A 16,338-nucleotide genomic window follows, 5' to 3' on the forward strand; every position below is an offset into this window, starting at 1 on the left:
CTGTGGCGCACCACCGCCGCACGCCGCACCCTGGCCACGGCCGCGATCGCCGCCGCCGTCGAGTTCTACCAAATAGTCGGCATGACCCCGCCGGGGATCGGCGGTGTCCTGGTCGGTGCGTTCCCCGACCCATGGGACCTGGCCGCCTATGCCATCGGTGTGGTCGTGGCCCTGGCCTGGGAACGCCGAACGGTCCGATCCGGTGATCAGACCGGCTGCCTCTCGGACATCACCCCACCGGCACGCTGACGGTACGGATGCCCCACCGCGGCGAGATCACGGCCGAACTCGGCGTAGGTATCGGGTGACAGCCGATCCTGATAAGCGGTGAGCGCCGAAAGGACATCGACCAGCTTCTGCTGATCGTTGTTCGGCTGTGCCGGGTTGTGGCGACCGGCGTACTGGCCGCAGCCGTGCTCGACGCTGACCGATTCGCCGTAAGCCCCTTGTCGCCTGCGACTTTCCTGGGTCATCTCGTGGTTCGTCGGGAACCCGCAGAAACTGTCAGTGGACTGAATTTGGATGGGGCCATGTCAGTTGATGAAGTGATCCGTCGGTTGCCAGAGATCTCGATCGTTCAGGACCGCTCCCGGGCGATGGCCATGCTGGACGCCATCATGAGCCCGGAGTGGGAGTCCCGCTTCTTCTCCTTCGATTCCCAATGGGCGCCCAAGGAAGAGATGGCCTCGATGCGCGACGGGTGCGGCAACGAGTACTCGATCGTCTTCTCTCTCGCAGGTGCGTTCGCCCGTGGCTTCGATCATGAGTGCTATCAGTGGGACCCTCCGGCTATCCGGCCCGACCTGATCCATCGGGTGCCGGAAGCATTCCGTGCGCAGTTGGAGGAACCCGCGTTCTGCGATGACGGGGCGCTGCGGGCGACAGTGTGCTTCTGGCGTGAGCATGAGGATGCCGCGTGGAGCTCTGTGGTCGTGCAGATCCTCCCGGACGGAGAGGAGTGCGCCAGTGCGGAATGGCTGTTCGAGGTTCTGCTCGACGGGAGTCCAGAGGGCTACCAGCGGTTCGCGCAGGAGTATTTCGAGGTCGAGATGGACCTCGAAGCCGTCCGTCATATCTATGCGCTGCGGCCGCTCACTCAGAGCGTCGTCTCCTCGCTGAACCCGGATGTGTCCTTGGCCAGCCTGGCGGGGGACATCGCTGAGATCGGATATCCCGTCACGGGCTGATCCACTGCGTCAGGTGCGCGGTCTGGCCGGTCGATGTGGGCGATGAACTCGGCGTGGTGGGTGAGGGTACGGCCCGCGCCCCCGCTGCGGAGAGGACGCGGGCCGTAGGAGGTGATGGTCAGACCCGGCTGATGCGGACCGCGTCGGCGATCACGAGGCCCGTGCCCGAGGTCCAGCGGCTCACGCCGACGGCGTTGTAGGTGCCGGCGTTGAGCGAGAAGGTGCCCAGGCTCTTCCAGGCGCCTCCGCCGGAGCGCTGGTCGACGTAGACGGTCTGGTTGCCGCCCGACGCCGCCACGATGTACGGCGCCGAGCTGTTGTATCCGGGGTCGTCCGGATACCAGACCTCGACCCGGTACGTGCCCGCGCTGGGGATGGTGGCCGAGTACCACGCCGGGTCGCTGGTGGCGAGGGGGTCGGCGAAGCGGTAGTCGGCGCCGTAGCGCTGGGTGGAGTAGGTGGAGGTGCCCCAGTTGGCGCTGGCGGTGAACTGGCCGGAGGTGCTGTTGTCGATGGTCGTGGACCACGACGGGGTGCTGCCACCGGTCACGTAGTTCATGTACGTGGTCCAGTTCCAGTACTGGCCAGGGTCGGTGTGGTCGGAACCGGGCACCTCGACGTGCCCGATGATGTGGGTGCGGTCCTTCGGGATGCCGTACTTGTCGCAGATGGCCCTGGTCAGGGCCGCAGAGGCCCGGTACATCGCGTCGGTGAACCACGAGGCCTGGCTGACGTAGCCCTCGTGCTCGATGCCGATGGACCTGGTGTTGTAGGTCCAGTTGCCGGCGTGCCAGGCGATGTCCTTCTCCCGCACCATCTGGGTGACGGCGCCGTCGGAGGACCTGACCACGTAGTGGGCGGAGACCTTCGCGCTGGAGTTCTGGAACCAGGAGATGGTGCCCGCGTACGAGCCCTGGGTGACGTGGATGATCACCCGGTCGATGGCGTAGCTCGACGGCCGGCTGGAGGCGGTGTAGTTGCTGGAGCTGGCGGCCACCCAGGACGCCGGCGGGTAGTCGGCGCTGGCCACTGCTGCCTGCGCGTTCAGCTGGGGGGCCTTGGCGAGGTCGCCGCGGTCGGCGGTGACCTCCTGCGGCTTGACCCGCACGCCGCGGGTGTCGATGCCGAGGCCGAGCTGCTCGTACACGGCGTCGGCGTAGAGCCGGGCGGTCTCGGGGGAGGAGGCGTTGCCGTACTTGGCCACGGCCTGGTACCAGCGGCCGACGTCCTTCCTGGCCGTCTCGTCGAGGCCCAGCGCGTCGGCCTGGGCGCGCAGCACGGCCGCGCCGCCGAGGATGTTCGCCTCGTCGTCGGCCTTCAGCTTGTCGACCGGGAGCTTGGTGAGTTCGGCGGCCTTCTCGAGCGAGTGGTTGGTCGGGTTGCTGGCCAGGTGCATGACGCCGTAGCCGTTGCTGGCACTGGGCCGGCCCTGGTGCCCGTCGAGGTGGGTCTCGGCGTAGGCGAGCGAGACGAGCAGGTCGCGGGGCACGTCCTGGGCGGCCGCCGCCTTGGCGAACGCGGCTTGGAGCGGGGTGTCCTTGGCCACCGCCAGGGCGGGCTGGCCTGCGGCGATGAGGAGGCCGGCGAGGGTCGAGGTGGCTAGTGCGGCTAATCCCGTGCGGGCGAGGGTCATGGGGGCTCCTCGTAAAGGGGGGACGGCTGCACCGTAAGACATCTCCTGACATATGTCGATAATTGACATTACTGGGGAGTTAGGTGAAACTTTTCGCCCTCGTCCGGGACGCCGGTGGATCTCGGGGGAGAAAACTATTGCGCTTTTCGTTGATCGCGCTGAAACTTCTCTTCGTGACCGCGCTTGTGCGTACCGTCCTGGCGGCCCTCACCGCCGCACTCGTCAGCATCGTCGCCCCCACCTACTCCCCGGCCGCCGCCATGGCCTGCGCCACCGATCCCGCCACCCCGAAGCGGCAGCTCAGGGCCATGTGGATCTCATCGGTCGCGAACATCGACTGGCCCAGCCGCACGGGGCTGAGCGCGTCGGCGCAGCAGGCGGAGTTCCGCGCCTGGCTGGACCTGGCCGTGCAGAAACGCATGAACGCGGTCGTGGTGCAGGTCAGGCCCACGGCCGACGCGTTCTGGCCCTCACCGTACGAGCCGTGGTCGCAGTGGCTGACCGGCACCCAGGGCGGGAACCCGGGGTACGACCCGCTGGCCTTCATGGTCAACGAGGCCCACGCCCGCAACCTGGAGTTCCACGCCTGGTTCAACCCGTACCGGATCGCCAACAACGACGACCCGAGCAAGCTCGTGTCCACGCATCCGGCCCGGCAGCACCCCGACTGGCGCTTCGCGTACGGCGGGAAGCTCTACTACAACCCCGGCATCCCCGAGGTGCGGGACTTCATCGAGGACGCGATCATGGACGCCGTCTCCAAGTACGACGTGGACGGCGTGCACCTCGACGACTACTTCTACCCCTATCCGGTGAGCGGCCAGACCATCCCCGACTCTGCCGCGTACGCCCAGTACGGCGGCTCGTTCGGCAACGTCGGCGACTGGCGGCGCAACAACGTCAACCTGCTCGTGCGCGAGCTCGACCAGCGCATCCACGCGGCCAAGCCGCACGTGTCGTTCGGCATCAGCCCGTTCGGCATCTGGCGCAACGCCGCGACGGACCCGCTCGGCTCGCGCACCTCGGGGCTGCAGTCGTACGACGCGATCTACGCCGACAGCAGGCAGTGGGTGAAGCAGGGCTGGGTGGACTACCTGTCGCCGCAGATCTACTGGAACATCGGGTACTCCGCGGCCGCGTACGAGGTGCTCACCGCCTGGTGGTCCGACGTGGTCCGGGGGACCGGCGTGCAGCTCGTGGTCGGCCAGGCCGCCTACCGCGCCGGGGCCTCCGGACAGGACGCGGCCTGGCAGGACCCGGCGGAGCTGAGCGACCACCTGACCGACAACCGGCGGCATCCCGAGGTGGTCGGTGACATCTTCTTCAGCGCCAAGGACGTCAAGGCCGACCGGATCGGGGCGATCACCAAGCTGGTGAACACCCACTACACGCGGCCCGCGCTGTTACCGGCCCGCGGTTCGTCGGCCGCGCCGTCCGCGCCCGCGCTCACCTCGGCCGTCCAGGGCTCGAACGGCGTCCAGCTCGCGTGGACGGGCTCGGGCACGTCGTACGCGGTCTACCGGGTGAGCGGCGCGCAGTCCACGGCGGACCCGTGCTTCTTCGCCGACGCCCGGAACCTGATCGCCACGACCCGGCAGACCTCCTTCACGGACACGACCGCCGCGTCCGGGTCCTACACGTACTACGTGACAGCGCTCGCCCGGACCCACCAGGAGAGCTCGCCCAGCGCCGGCAAGGCGGTGGGAGGAGGAGGCTCCGCCTTCAGCGTGGTGATCGACAACTCCGACGCGGGCTTCACCGCCAGTGCCAACTGGGGCACCTCCACCTACTCGTCGCAGCTGCACGGCACCGACTACCGCTTCGCCAATCCGGTCTCGGCCAGCGATCCCGCCTGGTACCAGGCGACCATTCCGAGCGCCGGGAGCTATCGGGTGGAGGTGTGGTATCCGGCCAACTCCGGGTACAACAGCGCGACCCCGTACATCGTCGCGGCCTCCGGCGGCAACCAGACAGTCACCGTGGACCAGCGGAGCGGCGGCGGGCAGTGGCGGGTGCTGGGGACGTACACGCTGGCGGCGGGGACGTACAACGTGGTCGGGGTGAGCCGCTGGACCTCCACGGCGGGCTACGTGATCGCCGACGCCGTACGCATCACCAAGACATAGCCGTCCGGGAACGAAGATCGTACGATGAGCCGGTGGACGGTGTCCGTCCGCGGCCCATCGACGCGGTCGCGGTCCTCGTCGCAGGAGGCTTGACGCTGGCGACCGGCTACACCGGTCCGGTCCTCGTGGTCCTGCTGGCGGCGGCGGTGCCGGTGCTGTGGACGCGCAGGGCGCCGCTCACCGTCGCCTGGATCAGTGTGGGCACGGCGATCGCCCTCCTCGTGCCGGCGGTGGTCGCGGGCGTGCTGCCGCCTGCCGGTGCGCCGATCTGGCCGCCCACGTGCGTGTTCGCCGCGTACGGCGCGATGGCGTACGCGGCGGGGCGCCGGCGCGCCGTCCAGCGGTGGCTGCCGGTGATCGTCCTGGCCCTCGCCGTCCTGGCCCTCCCCGACCGGCTCCCCCTGATCTTCCGCACCGAGACGGCGATCGCGCTGGCCGCCCTCTACGGCATGTACGTGGCCGCCAGCGAACGCCTGCGCCGCGAACTGGCCGAGCGGGCCGAGCGGGTGGAGCGAGAGCGGCTGGCGGGCGAGATGCACGACGTGGTCACCCACCGGGTCAACCGGATGGTGATGCAGGCCGGAGTCCTGGCCATGACGGCGGGCGACGAGCGTGCCAGGGCGGTCGCCGAGGAGTTACGCGCAACCGGGGGCGAGGCGCTGGAGGAGCTGCGTCACATGGTGGTGCTGCTCCGGCGCGGCACCGGGGAGGGGTTCGACCTGGGGCTGCCCCTGCCGGACCTGCGGCCGCTGGTCACGGAAGCGGCGCGGGCGGGCGTGCCGGTGGAGCTGGCGGTGGACGGGACGCCGGTGCCCGTGGCCGGCTGTGTGGGGCGTACCGCGTACCTGCTGGTCCAGGAGGCCCTGGCCAACGTCCGCAAGCACGCGCCCGGTGCGGAGGTGCGGGTGCTGGTCCGTTACCTGCCGGGATCGGTACGGATCACCGTCCGCAACACCCCCGGCCGGCCGGCCGCCTGGATCGCGGCCGGCGGCCCCGGCCTGGGGCTGCTGGACGTGCGGCAGCGGGTGGAGCTGGCCGGCGGCACCCTGGAGGCCGGCGAGGACGACGACGGCGGCTTCCGCGTCGAGGCCGTCCTGCCCACCTCCTGACTCAGACCGCGACGGGCCCGTCCTGCCCACCTCCTGACTCAGACCGCGACGGGCCCGCCGCTCTCCCACCGGATGAGCACCGTCCTGTGCCCGATCTGCGCGCCGGTGCGCGGGTCGATCGCGAAATCGCCGAACAAGGTGACCGTCCGCAGGCCCGCGGCGGCCGGCCACAGCTCCGCGCGCCGGACGCCGCCCGCCAGTTCGGCGCAGCGGGTCGCGATGATCGCAGCGGCGACCGCCTGGACGGCGGGATAGTCCGGCGGCCTCCCGGCCCTTTCCTGATACGCGTCGAGGAAGTCCCGCTCGGAGATCCCCACGACCGGCTCGCTCCCGAGACCGGGGAACCACTGCGCCACCCCGTAAACCCCCCGAGGATCGCCCACGGCCGCCCCGAACTCCCGAACCCCCGCGGCCACGGCGCAGATCACCCGCGAGCGGCCGGCCCGCTCGACGGCCGCCACGTCCTCGTCGAAGGAGCCGGCGCACAGGAGATTCCAGGAGTCCTCCACCGGGCCGCCGCGCACCACCGGGATGCCCTGCTCGTTCGCGGCCCGCGCGGCGCCGTCGGCCACCTGCCGGGCGAAGCCGCCCTTGCCGTAGACGATCCGGAGCGGACTGCGATCGCCGGTCTCCACGAGGTGGCGGATGAACGGCTCGGCGTACCGGCTCGCCGGGGTCAGCACCGAGACGACATGTCCTGGGTGCGCCGCCTGGACGTCGTCCCCGGCGCCGCCGTGGTTCCAGACCAGGTGGTCCAGCGCGGCGCCGAGGCGGGCCGCCCGCCGCATGAGCTGCGTCGAGTACGGCCCCAGCAGGAGGTCGCACTGCCTCGCCAGCCGGGGGAGCACGACGTCCAGGGTCCCGGGTTCGCTGCCGTCGTCCTCGACGACCAGCTCCACGGACGCGTCGAGCGCGCGCCAGGTCGCGAGCCCGAGCGCGACCTGCTCGCCGAAACGGGCGTGCCTGCCGGACAGCGACACGGGCGCCCCGATCCGTAGTGCCACGTCTCCCTCCTGCCCGAGACACCGAGGGCCACTCAGCTGAACCGATCCCGTCTCGCGATGCGATAGAGGGGACATGCACCTCTTCCCGGCACGGCGCCGAGAGCCGCCTCCCATCGGCCCGGACAGCGACGACGCCGAGCTGCTGGCAGGGGTGGCCGCCGGGCGCGTGGAGGCGCTGCGGCTGCTGCACCAGCGGCACGCCCCCTGGTTGCGGGCCCGGCTGGCGCGCCGCTGCGCCGACCCCGACCTGGTGGACGACGCCCTCCAGGACACGTTCGTGTCCGTCTGGCGGGACGCCCGCCGCTTCCGCGCCTCCGAGGGCGAGGCGGCCGCCTGGATCTGGACCATCGCGATCCGCCGCCTGATCTCCGCACTGCGCCGCCCGGCGGCCCCGGCCGTTCCGCAGCCCGATGCCCGTCTGATCACCGAGTCGGCCGAGGACACGGTCCTGGTCGGGGTGGAGCACGGCCGCCTGGGCGAGGCGCTGGCCAGGCTGTCGCCCGAGCTGCGCGCCGCGATCCAGGCCACCGTACTCGACGGGCTCACCACCAGAGAGGCCGCCGAGCTGCTCGGCGTGCCCGTGGGGACCGTCAAGACCCGCGTCATGCGGGCCAAGGCACAGCTCAGGGGGTTTCTCGCATGAACGGTCAATGGCACCTCCCGGCCGAGCTCATGGAGCACTACGTCACCGGCCATCTCGAACCCGCCCAGGTCATGTCCGTCGAGAGCCATCTCGCCGGATGCGCGCGCTGCCGGGCGGCGGTGCCGTACAGCGTGGAGTGGCTCGACACGAGCTGGGCCGGGATCGAGGACGTGGTCGACCGGCCGCGGCCGCGGCCGCTCGCGCGGCTGCTGCGGAGAGCCGGGGTGCCCGAGCACGTGGCGGTGTTCCTCGCGGCCACACCCGCGCTGGCCAGGGGATGGCTGGTGGCCATCGCATCGACGCTGGCGTTCGCGGTGGGCGCCGGGCAGCTGGCCGCGCGCCACCCGGGCCTGGAGCCGTACGCGATGCTGCCCTTCCTGGCGGTCGCGCCCGTGCTGCCGCTGGCCGGCGTGGCGCTGGCCTACGGGCGGCACGTCGATCCCGTCTACGAGCTGCAGGCCGCCACGCCCATGGCGGGTGTCCGGTCGCTGCTGCTGCGCGCGGTCGCGGTGCTGACCACGGCCGTCGTGCTGACGGGGCTGGCCGCGCCGCTGCTGCCGGGGCCGCCCGGGCTCGCCGCCGCGTGGCTGCTGCCCGCGCTGGCCCTGACCGTCGCCATGCTCGCGCTCTCGACGTGGGTGTCGCCGCCGATCTCCGCGTCGGTGTTCGGGGCCGGGTGGGTCTGCGCGGTGGTGGGCGGCGAGCAGCTGGCGTTCTCGCTCGAGGCCCAGATCGGGTACGCCCTCGCCGCGCTGATCCTGATTCCCCTCGTCTACCTGCGGCGCGCCCGCTTCGACCCCGGAGAACCCGTATGGAACTGATCGTTCGCGGCCTGACCAAGAGTTTCGGCCGCAGACTCGTGCTCGACTCGCTCGACCTGGACTTCGGCACAGGCGTGACAGGGCTGCTCGGCCGTAACGGCGCGGGCAAGACCACGCTGCTCCGTACGCTGGCGACCACCCTGGCGCCGGACGGCGGGCAGGTGCGCGCGCTCGGGCTGGATCCCGCCGACCGCGCGCAGCGCACGGAGCTGCGCCGCCGCCTCGGCTACCTGCCGCAGAACCCCGGCTTCTACCCGCATTTCACGGTGTTCGAGCTGGTGGAGTACGTGGCGATCCTGAAAGAGCTGACCGACAGGCGCGACCGGCACCGCGAGGTACGCAGGGTGCTGGCGGAGGTGGACCTGGCCGACCGGGCGCGGACGAAGGTACGCAAGCTGTCGGGGGGCATGCGCCAGCGGCTGGCCCTGGCGCAGTCGCTGCTCGGCGACCCTGACCTGCTCATACTCGACGAGCCGACGGTCGGCCTCGACCCGGAGCAGCGGATGCGGTTCAGGGCGCTCATCTCCAGGCTCGGCGAGAACCGTACCGTCCTGCTCTCCACCCATCAGACCGAGGACGTCGCGGCCCTGTGCGAGCGGGTCGTGGTGATGAAGGGCGGCAGGAGCGTGTTCGAGGGCACGCCGGGAGAGCTGGCCGGGGCCGCGCGCGGGCAGGTCTGGCTGTCGGACCGGGCGCCGGACGCGGCGCGGCTGTTCTGGCGGACGGCCGACGGCCGCTACCGCGCGCTCGGCGACCGGCCGCCGGGCGGCGTGCCCGCCGAGCCGGGCGTCGAGGACGGCTACCTGCTGCTGCTCGACGAGCCCGTGGAGGTGACCGCGTGACCGGCTCGCTGGTGCTCTTCGAGGCGCGGCGGCTGCTGCGCAGCCCCGTCCTGTGGGGCGCGGCGGCGCTGGCGCTGGCCATGGCGGTCGCCGGGAGCAGCGCCTGGCTGCCCGACATGACGATGGTGACGATCGGCTCCGTCACGGCCTCGACGATCGTGGGGGCCGCCGTCCTGATCTCCGCCAACCTGGCCGCCGGGCGCGACCGCCGCCACGGCCTGCCGGAGACGCTGGGCGCGCTGCCCGGGCGGGCGGTGACCCGGACGAGGGCCGTGGTGCTGGCGGCCCCCGTCGTGGGCGCGCTCATCGCGGCCGTGATGATCGCCGCGCACCTGGGGTACGTGTGGGTGACGGGTCCGGTGGCCGGGCGGATCGACGTCTACGAGGCGCTGGGCGGGGTGGCCCTGGCGGCGCTCGCCGCCGGCCTCGGCGCGGCGCTGGCCCGCTGGACGCCGTGGCTGGTGGTACCGCCGCTGCTGATCTGCTTGCTGGCCTTCGCCGTGGCCGTGAACCCGCGGGGCGAGTACGCGGGCGGGTTCCTGCCGCTGGTGCTGGAGCACAGCCTGGGGTGGGGACCCAGACCGTCCAGGGAGCACCTGGCCTATCTCGTGGCGCTCGGGGTCGTCCTGGCCGCAGGGGCGCTGCTCAGGCACGGACTGCGCCCGGTCCGGGCCGTGGTGCTGCTGACCGCACTGGCCGTGGCGGTGCCTGCGGGGATGGCGGCCACCGCCTCGGCCAGGAGCGGAACCAAGCTGCCCGCACAGGTGTGCCGCGCCTATGAGGGCGTCTCCTACTGCGTGTATCCGGAGTACGTGGCATGGATCCCGGTCTGGGGCAGGGCGCTGCACCCTGTCCTGTCCGCCGTGCCGGAACGCGCCCGCGCCCGGATCCCGGTCGTCCGCCAGCGGGTGGCCAGCCCTGGCGCCATGCTGGAAACGGATGAGCCGGTCACCTGGACCGTCTGGTCCACCGATCCCACCCTGCACCAGGCATTGCTGGTCGGTCAGGTGGCCGGCGCGGTCACGGGCCTCACCGGGTGCGGCACCGGCCGGGCCCAGGCGATGGTGGCGCTCTGGCTGGTCGGGCGGGCCGGTCCGCTGCTCGACGCCCCGCCGCCGCAGGCCTGGAGACCTCATGGTCCGGATCTCCCCGTGAGCATGAAGGAGGTGCCGATGGGGGCCGACGGCTCGCTCGTCGTGCCCGGCCAGCTCCACGGCGCACAGTACGGGGACGCCGAGGTCGGGTACGCCCGCCGCCTGCTGGAGCGACCGGACGCGGTCGAGCGCGTACGAGCCCATTGGGACACCCTCACCGCCCCCGGCACCACGATCAAGCAGGCCCTGCCGCTGCTGGGCCTGCGCGAGGAGTTCCCCGTGAAGGAGGAGCCGTGCCCGTGATCGCCCTGCTGCGCCCGCTCGCCCGCGCGATCGACTGGCTCCCCGTCGTGGTCGCCGCCGCGCTCGCCCTGCTGCTGGCCGTCGTGGTGAGCCCGGGTGCGGACCTCGAGCCCGGCCACGGGCTGCTGCTGCTCAGGATGGCCGGGGTGCTGCTCGGGGCGGCCGCCGCGTTCGCCCTGGTGGACGGGATGGAGGCGAGCACCGGGGCCGTGCCGGTGCCCCGCTGGGTCCGGCAGTGGGCCCGGACCCTCATGGCGGGCGCGGCTGTCGCCGTCGCCTGGGCGGCCACGTACACGGTCGTCGCCCTGCGGGTGCCGCCCGGCAGCCCGTCCCTGTCCGGCGCGGCGGTGGAGGCGGCGCTCTGCGTGCTCGCCGGCCTGGCCGGGGCGGCGCCCGCCGTGCGGCGGAACCACGCCAGGCCGGCCGGGCTGGCCGGAGCCGCCGTCCTGTTCGTCCTTTACGGGGCGACGCAGATGGCCGATGCCTGGCCGGTGCCCGATACAGCCGAGTGGGACGCGGTCCACGCATGGTGGCTGGCGGCGCTGCCGCTCCCGCTCCTGGTGCTCGCCGCTGCCCACCGTGATGTGCGCTGAGGAGTGTCGCGCTTGAGCCGTCCGGCCCTCTTGTACGTCAATGGAGATGTGAAGATATGGCGAATCCTGCTCCTGCCGGTGCTCCTGCTGGCGCTGACCGCGTCCATGACGCCCGCGCAGGCGGCCGCGCGGAAGAAGGTGCTGGTCGACTTCAGCAAGGAAGGGGGGTTCGCCGGGTTCCACGACCGCGTGATCGTGTACGACACCTTCTGCGTCCGGCTGAGCCGCCGTACCGGGCCGACCGTCGACAAGTGCCTCACCGGCAAGGAGAAGCGCACGCTCCAGACGTACCTGAAGAGCCTGAAGATCGGCAGCTCCGAGCCCCAGCCGCAGGGGGCGGACTTCCTCAAGTACACGCTTGGGTATAAGAAGCAGCGCGCCACCCGCTACACGCTGCCGCCCAGCTGGCAGCCGGTCGTGCGGGAGCTGGAGAAGATCATGCAGAAGTACTGGGCGCCGGACTGAGCGGCCCTACCTGAGCGCGTCCACGGGCTCCATCCGGGCCGCCCGCAGCGCCGGGTAGAGGCCGGCCAGCAGGCCGACGACGGCGCCCGCGACCGGGGCCGCGACCGCCAGTCGCAGGTCCAGGAGGGGCGTCCACTGCTTGGCGGCCGAGACCCCGACGACCGTGACGATGCCCAGGGCGGCGCCGATCACGCCGCCCGTGAGGCCGATCAGCGTCGACTCCAGCAGGAACTGCGCCGCGATGTGCCGCCGGGCGGCGCCGAGCGAGCGGCGCAGGCCGATCTCCGGGACGCGCTCCATCACCGTGACGAGCGTGACGTTCGCGATGCCGACCGCCCCGACCACGAGCGAGACCAGTCCGAGGATCAGGAAGAGCGCGTTGACGTCGTCCTGCGCCTGGTCCCGTGCCCTGGTCGGGCTGGGCGGGGCGACCACCTGCAGCATGTCGCCGTTCCCCGGGCTGAGGGCGGTCGGCGCCTGCCGGGCGATCAGCCCGGCGGCGCCCAGGCTCGTGTTGACCAGCACCCGGGTGACGTCCCGCAGCCCGAACTGCCGGCCCACGGTGGGCGGCACGAGCACGGCGGTGCTCAGGTTGCGCTCGCGGCGCAGGTCGCCCAGGATCCCGATGACCGTGTACGCGTGCTTGCCGATGAAGATCGCCGGTGCCCGGTCGAGCCGGGTGACGCCGAGCATCCTGGCCGCCTGGTCGCCGATCACCGCCACCCGGTCGCGCCGCCGGATGTGGCCGACGTCGTAGAACCTGCCCTGCACCATCCTGCCGCGCGCCGCCTCAGGAAGCCCCGTCGTCGCCGCGAGCACGCTCAACGTCTGCGTGGTGACCCGCGTCGGGTCCACGATGTCGTTGGCGCGCACGGACACGTTCTCGCCGTCCTTGGAGTCGGCCACCGCGGCGGCGGACTCGACGCCGCGCAGCCTGGTCAGCCGGTCGATCGCGTCCCACTCGACGAGCGGCGCGGCCGGCGACTCCGGCACCTCGACCGTGATGGCCGTGGCCACCAGTTCGTCGAAGCGGCCGACGATCTGGTTGCCCGCGGTGGCGGCCACGCCGAGCGTGATGACCAGCGTGGTGATGCCGAGCACGGTCCCGAGCGTGGTGAGCGCCGAGCGCACCGGCCTGGCGAGCATGCCGGCGACGGATTCGCCGATCAGGTCGCGAATGTGCATCACATCTCCACCAGCAGGCCGTCGGTGATCCGCACGCGCCGGCCGGCCCGCTCGCTGACCTCCTGCTCGTGGGTGATGACCACGATCGTCAGCCCCTGCCCCCGCAGCTCGTCGAACAGGTCCAGCACCGCCTCCGTGTTGCGGCTGTCGAGATTGCCGGTGGGCTCGTCGCAGAGCAGCAGCGACGGCTCGCCCATGAGGGCCCTGGCGATGGCCGTACGCTGGCGCTCGCCGCCGGACAGCCGGTCGGGGAGGAAGCCCGTCCGGTGGCCGAGGCCGACTCGCTCCAGCGCCGCCAGGGCCCGCTCCCGCCTGCCCCCACGCCGCTGCTTCCGGTAGATCTCGGCGAGCATGACGTTCTCCACCACGCTGCGGTGGGAGAGCAGGTGGAAGGCCTGGAAGACGAAGCCGATCCGGTCGCCGCGCAGCCGGGTCCTGGCCCCGTCGCGCAGGGTCGTGGTCTCCGTCCCGTCGAGCCGGTAGCTGCCCGAGGTGGGCCGGTCGAGCAGGCCGAGCACGTTGAGGAGGGTGGACTTGCCGGAGCCCGACGGGCCCACGATGGCCAGGTAGTCGCCCTTGTCCACCCGGAGCGTGACGCCGTCGAGCGCTCGGACCGGCGGTTGCGTGGGGAACTCCCTGCCCACGTCCACCAGCGAGATCACCGGTTCAGGCACCGCTGACCACCACCCTGTCGCCCTCCTTGAGCGCGCCGTTGACCTCGACGTTCCCGTCGGCGGTCAGGCCCGTACGCACCTCGACCTCCCTGGTCTTGTCGGTGGCGTACTCGACCTGCACCCGCGCCTTCCCGTCCGCGGCCGTGATCACGGCGGCCACGGGCACGACCAGCACCGGCCTCTCGGTCGCCCCCACGGTCACGCGCGCTGTCACCGCGGTGCCCGCCTTGAGCCCCTTCGTCGTGGTGGGCGTGAGCAGGACCGGCTGCGCCCCGTTCGCCGGCTCCTCGGCGCCGGGCACCTTGGCCTGGTCGCCGACGGCGGTGAGCGTCGCCTTGTACGTCTTGCCGCTGTCGAGCTCGATGCTCGCCTCCATGCCCGTGCGCAGCAGGTCGGCCTCCGTCGCCTCGACCGACCCGGTCACCGAGAACGTCGAGCCGGTCACCGTGGCGACCTCGTTCTGGACCTGCTGCCCCGGCTTCACGGAGACCTTCTCCACCCGTGCCGGCAGCTTCGGCAGGAACACCACCTCGCCGGGCGGGATGGAGGTCCCGTACGTACGCGCGAACTCGGCCAGCATCGACCTGGCCGCGGCCACGTCCTTCCTGGCGCCGGCCACCTTGAGCCTGGTGGGGGAGAGCTGCCTGGCCTGGCGCAGCGCCTGCTCGGCCGTGGCTTCGGCCTCCTTCGCCGTGCGCACGGCCTTGCGCAGCTCCTCGAGCCGCTTCTCCCTGGCCTGCCGCGCCTCCTCCAGGGCCCGGTCGCGCGCCTCGTGCGCCGCCGCCAGGTCAGCTCTCGCGTTCTCGACCCGCATCTCCAGCAGGCTCGTGTCAGTGGAGGCGGTGGGCTGCGGCGCGGCAGTGGCTCCGGGAGTGGCCCCCGAGGCCGGCGGGGTCGGCGGGTTCCTGGCCGCGGCGAGCTCCTGCTCCGCCTGCGCGAGCTTCTCCTCCGCCGCGCGCACGGCCGCGTCCGCCGCCGCCAGCCTGGTCTCGTCCTCGGGCGTCGTCTCCTGCGACTGCGCCTCCTTCAGCGCCCGCTCGGCCGACTTCAGGTCCACCTTGGCGTTGGTCAGCTTGATCTTGAGCGGCAGGACGTCACGTCCCTGGTCGAGGGCCTGCTGCTCGCTCGCCAGGGTCTCCTGGGCGGTCTGTACGGCCTTGCGCAACGTGTCGTACTGCTGCCGGTCGAGCAGCGTGGGCTGCTGGGCCTCGTACCCCTTCTTCGCGTACATCCGGGTGACCGCCGAGATCGTGGCCCGGTCGAACACGCCCGTGGCGGGGGCGCCGTACCCCAGCCGGCGCAGTGCCCGCTGGAGCTGCCGGACGTCGTCCCCCTTGGTGCCGGGGGCGATCGTCCGGTGCATCGGCACGGACCCGCGCAGCGCGAACACCGGGCGGCCGTTGACCTCCATCAGCACCGCGCCCTCCTTGAGCCTGCCCCGGCGCGGCGCCCGGGTGGCGCGCTGCAGCTCGGAGGTGCCGCCGACCACCCCGGCCAGGCTGATCGGCAGCGGCGAGCCGTACTCCAGCGTGCCGCTGACCACGACGGTGCTGACCAGCTTGCGGCGCTCGACGGCGGCGGTGATCAGCGACGCTCTCGGCGCGGCCCGGCGGGCCGCCTCGTCGGCGGGGGAGCGTAACCGGGTGCTGACCGCCCATCCCGCCCCGGCGACGAGCACGACACCGGCGACGACGCCGGCGAGGAGATTGCGTGGTTTCATTCACATGCCGTACTGATCGTTGACCCGCGCCCTGATCTCCGACTCCTTCGGGAGGTAGGCGGGGTAGAAGTCCTTGCCGCAGTCCACGTCGTCGAGTGCCGCCTTGATCTCTTTCGCCAGGTACGGCTTGGCGTCCTCGGGGGTGAGCGTCGGTGCGTAGATCATCGGGATCTCGTCCTCCTTCCGCGGAGGCGCGACGTCGGGCACATCCTTCATCTGCGCCCTGCCCAGCTTGTCCTCCTGGGCGCGGAACTCTGCCTCACCGCGCTCCGCCATGGCCATCGGCGTGGTGTCCGCGATCGCGTAGCCCTTGCCCTTGAGGCAGGTGGCCATGGCGGCGGCCAGCTCCACGAGCTTGGGGTCGCTGTTGACCGTGGTCCTGACGGCCCGGTTCGAGGCCACGCCCGCCTGGCGGTAGTAGTCGGTGCCCTGCTTCAGATTCAGGCCGAAGAGCTGGTTGGCCGTCGCGATCTCGCAGGCCTCCATCGCTTTCCGGTACGCCTGGTTCTGTGCCTTGGAGAGCGAGGACTGGATCTTCCAGTTGGGGTCGACTGCTTCGGGTTTGTCGGGCTTGACCTGCGGGTTGCCCAGCTCTTTGGGGTAGACGTACAGGGCGAAGACCCCGAAGCCGTATTTTTCGCGATATTTCCGCATCGCCTGGTGATCGCCCGCTGCCCGGAGGCGTCCCTCGTCGGTGCCCTTCGGCTCCGGATACACGTACGGGACGTACTTGAAGCCCTTCTGCTTCATGCAGTCGGCCTTGGCCGCCTGGAACTGGTACTTCTTGTCCTTGGCCGCCGTCGCGCTCGCCGAGGGCGAGGCGGCGCTCTCGGTGGCGCCACCGCAGCCGGAGAGCACGGCCAGAGCCAGCAGGGCGGCGGCGGTCACGGGGAATCTGGTGAGCATGGTGAAGATCGTCCTTAGTCCATAGGGGCAGGC

General features: G+C 71.8%; 17 protein-coding genes. 10 read left to right on the forward strand and 7 right to left on the reverse strand.

The genetic code is table 11. The annotated features are described in order from the left end of the window. The coding region (locus AB0H84_RS13935; protein ID WP_357603072.1) for a hypothetical protein at window positions 1–249 on the forward strand (249 nt) is incomplete at its 5' end. On the opposite strand, the gene AB0H84_RS13940 is transcribed toward AB0H84_RS13935, so the two are convergent. Beyond that, window positions 207–473 (reverse strand): hypothetical protein, encoded by a 267-nt coding sequence (locus AB0H84_RS13940; protein ID WP_357603075.1) that lies wholly within the window; start codon window positions 471–473, stop codon window positions 207–209. The genes AB0H84_RS13935 and AB0H84_RS13940 overlap by 43 nt on opposite strands. A 57-nt stretch (window positions 474–530) precedes the next feature. Here AB0H84_RS13940 and AB0H84_RS13945 point away from each other — a divergent pair, with 57 nt between their 5' ends. After that, entirely contained in the window at window positions 531–1,187 is a 657-nt protein-coding gene (locus tag AB0H84_RS13945) for a hypothetical protein (RefSeq protein ID WP_357603078.1), read from the forward strand. Window positions 1,188–1,305: 118 nt separating this feature from the next. Here AB0H84_RS13945 and AB0H84_RS13950 read toward each other — a convergent pair whose 3' ends face one another. Further along, window positions 1,306–2,820, reverse strand: a complete 1,515-nt coding sequence (locus AB0H84_RS13950; RefSeq protein ID WP_357603080.1) for an N-acetylmuramoyl-L-alanine amidase — start codon at window positions 2,818–2,820, stop codon at window positions 1,306–1,308. A 173-nt stretch (window positions 2,821–2,993) separates the two neighbouring features. On the opposite strand from AB0H84_RS13950, the gene AB0H84_RS13955 reads away from it, so the two are divergent. Both AB0H84_RS13955 and AB0H84_RS13960 read left to right on the forward strand, forming a co-directional pair. Then, a complete protein-coding gene (locus AB0H84_RS13955) occupies window positions 2,994–4,946 on the forward strand; it encodes a family 10 glycosylhydrolase (RefSeq protein ID WP_357603083.1) in 1,953 nt (650 codons plus the stop codon). Between the two features lie 32 nt (window positions 4,947–4,978). Beyond that, the gene (locus AB0H84_RS13960) at window positions 4,979–6,055 is read left to right on the forward strand and encodes a histidine kinase (RefSeq protein WP_357603086.1); all 1,077 of its coding nucleotides are present in this window, start codon (window positions 4,979–4,981) and stop codon (window positions 6,053–6,055) included. Between the two features lie 38 nt (window positions 6,056–6,093). Here AB0H84_RS13960 and AB0H84_RS13965 read toward each other — a convergent pair whose 3' ends face one another. Beyond that, entirely contained in the window at window positions 6,094–7,059 is a 966-nt protein-coding gene (locus tag AB0H84_RS13965) for an ABC transporter substrate-binding protein (RefSeq protein ID WP_357603089.1), read from the reverse strand. Between the two features lie 73 nt (window positions 7,060–7,132). Between AB0H84_RS13965 and AB0H84_RS13970 the strand changes: the two genes are divergently transcribed. From AB0H84_RS13970 to AB0H84_RS13995, 6 genes are read left to right on the forward strand one after another with little or no spacing between them, the layout of a single operon-like run. Next, entirely contained in the window at window positions 7,133–7,702 is a 570-nt protein-coding gene (locus AB0H84_RS13970) for an RNA polymerase sigma factor (protein ID WP_357603092.1), read from the forward strand. Next, window positions 7,699–8,523 (forward strand): zf-HC2 domain-containing protein, encoded by an 825-nt coding sequence (locus AB0H84_RS13975; RefSeq protein WP_357603095.1) that lies wholly within the window; start codon window positions 7,699–7,701, stop codon window positions 8,521–8,523. The genes AB0H84_RS13970 and AB0H84_RS13975 overlap by 4 nt, the downstream gene beginning before the upstream one ends. Further along, the gene (locus AB0H84_RS13980) at window positions 8,514–9,365 is read left to right on the forward strand and encodes an ATP-binding cassette domain-containing protein (protein ID WP_357603098.1); all 852 of its coding nucleotides are present in this window, start codon (window positions 8,514–8,516) and stop codon (window positions 9,363–9,365) included. Before AB0H84_RS13975 ends, AB0H84_RS13980 begins: the two co-directional genes overlap by 10 nt. After that, window positions 9,362–10,762, forward strand: a complete 1,401-nt coding sequence (locus AB0H84_RS13985) for a hypothetical protein (protein ID WP_357603101.1) — start codon at window positions 9,362–9,364, stop codon at window positions 10,760–10,762. Before AB0H84_RS13980 ends, AB0H84_RS13985 begins: the two co-directional genes overlap by 4 nt. Next, complete coding sequence (locus AB0H84_RS13990) at window positions 10,753–11,355, forward strand: hypothetical protein (protein ID WP_357603104.1); 603 nt, start codon at window positions 10,753–10,755, stop codon at window positions 11,353–11,355. The genes AB0H84_RS13985 and AB0H84_RS13990 overlap by 10 nt, the downstream gene beginning before the upstream one ends. A gap of 48 nt (window positions 11,356–11,403) precedes the next feature. After that, complete coding sequence (locus AB0H84_RS13995) at window positions 11,404–11,820, forward strand: hypothetical protein (RefSeq protein WP_357603107.1); 417 nt, start codon at window positions 11,404–11,406, stop codon at window positions 11,818–11,820. 6 nt (window positions 11,821–11,826) lie between these two features. Here the strand turns inward: AB0H84_RS13995 and AB0H84_RS14000 are convergent, their stop codons facing one another. Genes AB0H84_RS14000 through AB0H84_RS14015 form a run of 4 tightly spaced genes read right to left on the reverse strand, consistent with a single transcriptional unit; the run spans window position 11,827 to window position 16,305 of the window. Then, window positions 11,827–13,005 (reverse strand): ABC transporter permease, encoded by a 1,179-nt coding sequence (locus AB0H84_RS14000; RefSeq protein WP_357603110.1) that lies wholly within the window; start codon window positions 13,003–13,005, stop codon window positions 11,827–11,829. Further along, window positions 13,005–13,679 (reverse strand): ABC transporter ATP-binding protein, encoded by a 675-nt coding sequence (locus AB0H84_RS14005; protein ID WP_357603113.1) that lies wholly within the window; start codon window positions 13,677–13,679, stop codon window positions 13,005–13,007. Before AB0H84_RS14005 ends, AB0H84_RS14000 begins: the two co-directional genes overlap by 1 nt. Continuing rightward, the gene (locus tag AB0H84_RS14010) at window positions 13,672–15,399 is read right to left on the reverse strand and encodes a peptidoglycan-binding protein (protein WP_357603116.1); all 1,728 of its coding nucleotides are present in this window, start codon (window positions 15,397–15,399) and stop codon (window positions 13,672–13,674) included. The genes AB0H84_RS14005 and AB0H84_RS14010 overlap by 8 nt, the downstream gene beginning before the upstream one ends. Next, entirely contained in the window at window positions 15,400–16,305 is a 906-nt protein-coding gene (locus AB0H84_RS14015) for a hypothetical protein (protein WP_357603119.1), read from the reverse strand. Window positions 16,306–16,338 lie beyond the last annotated feature (33 nt).

The organism is Nonomuraea sp. NPDC050786 (assembly GCF_040654115.1).
Taxonomy (GTDB): Bacteria; Actinomycetota; Actinomycetes; order Streptosporangiales; family Streptosporangiaceae; genus Nonomuraea.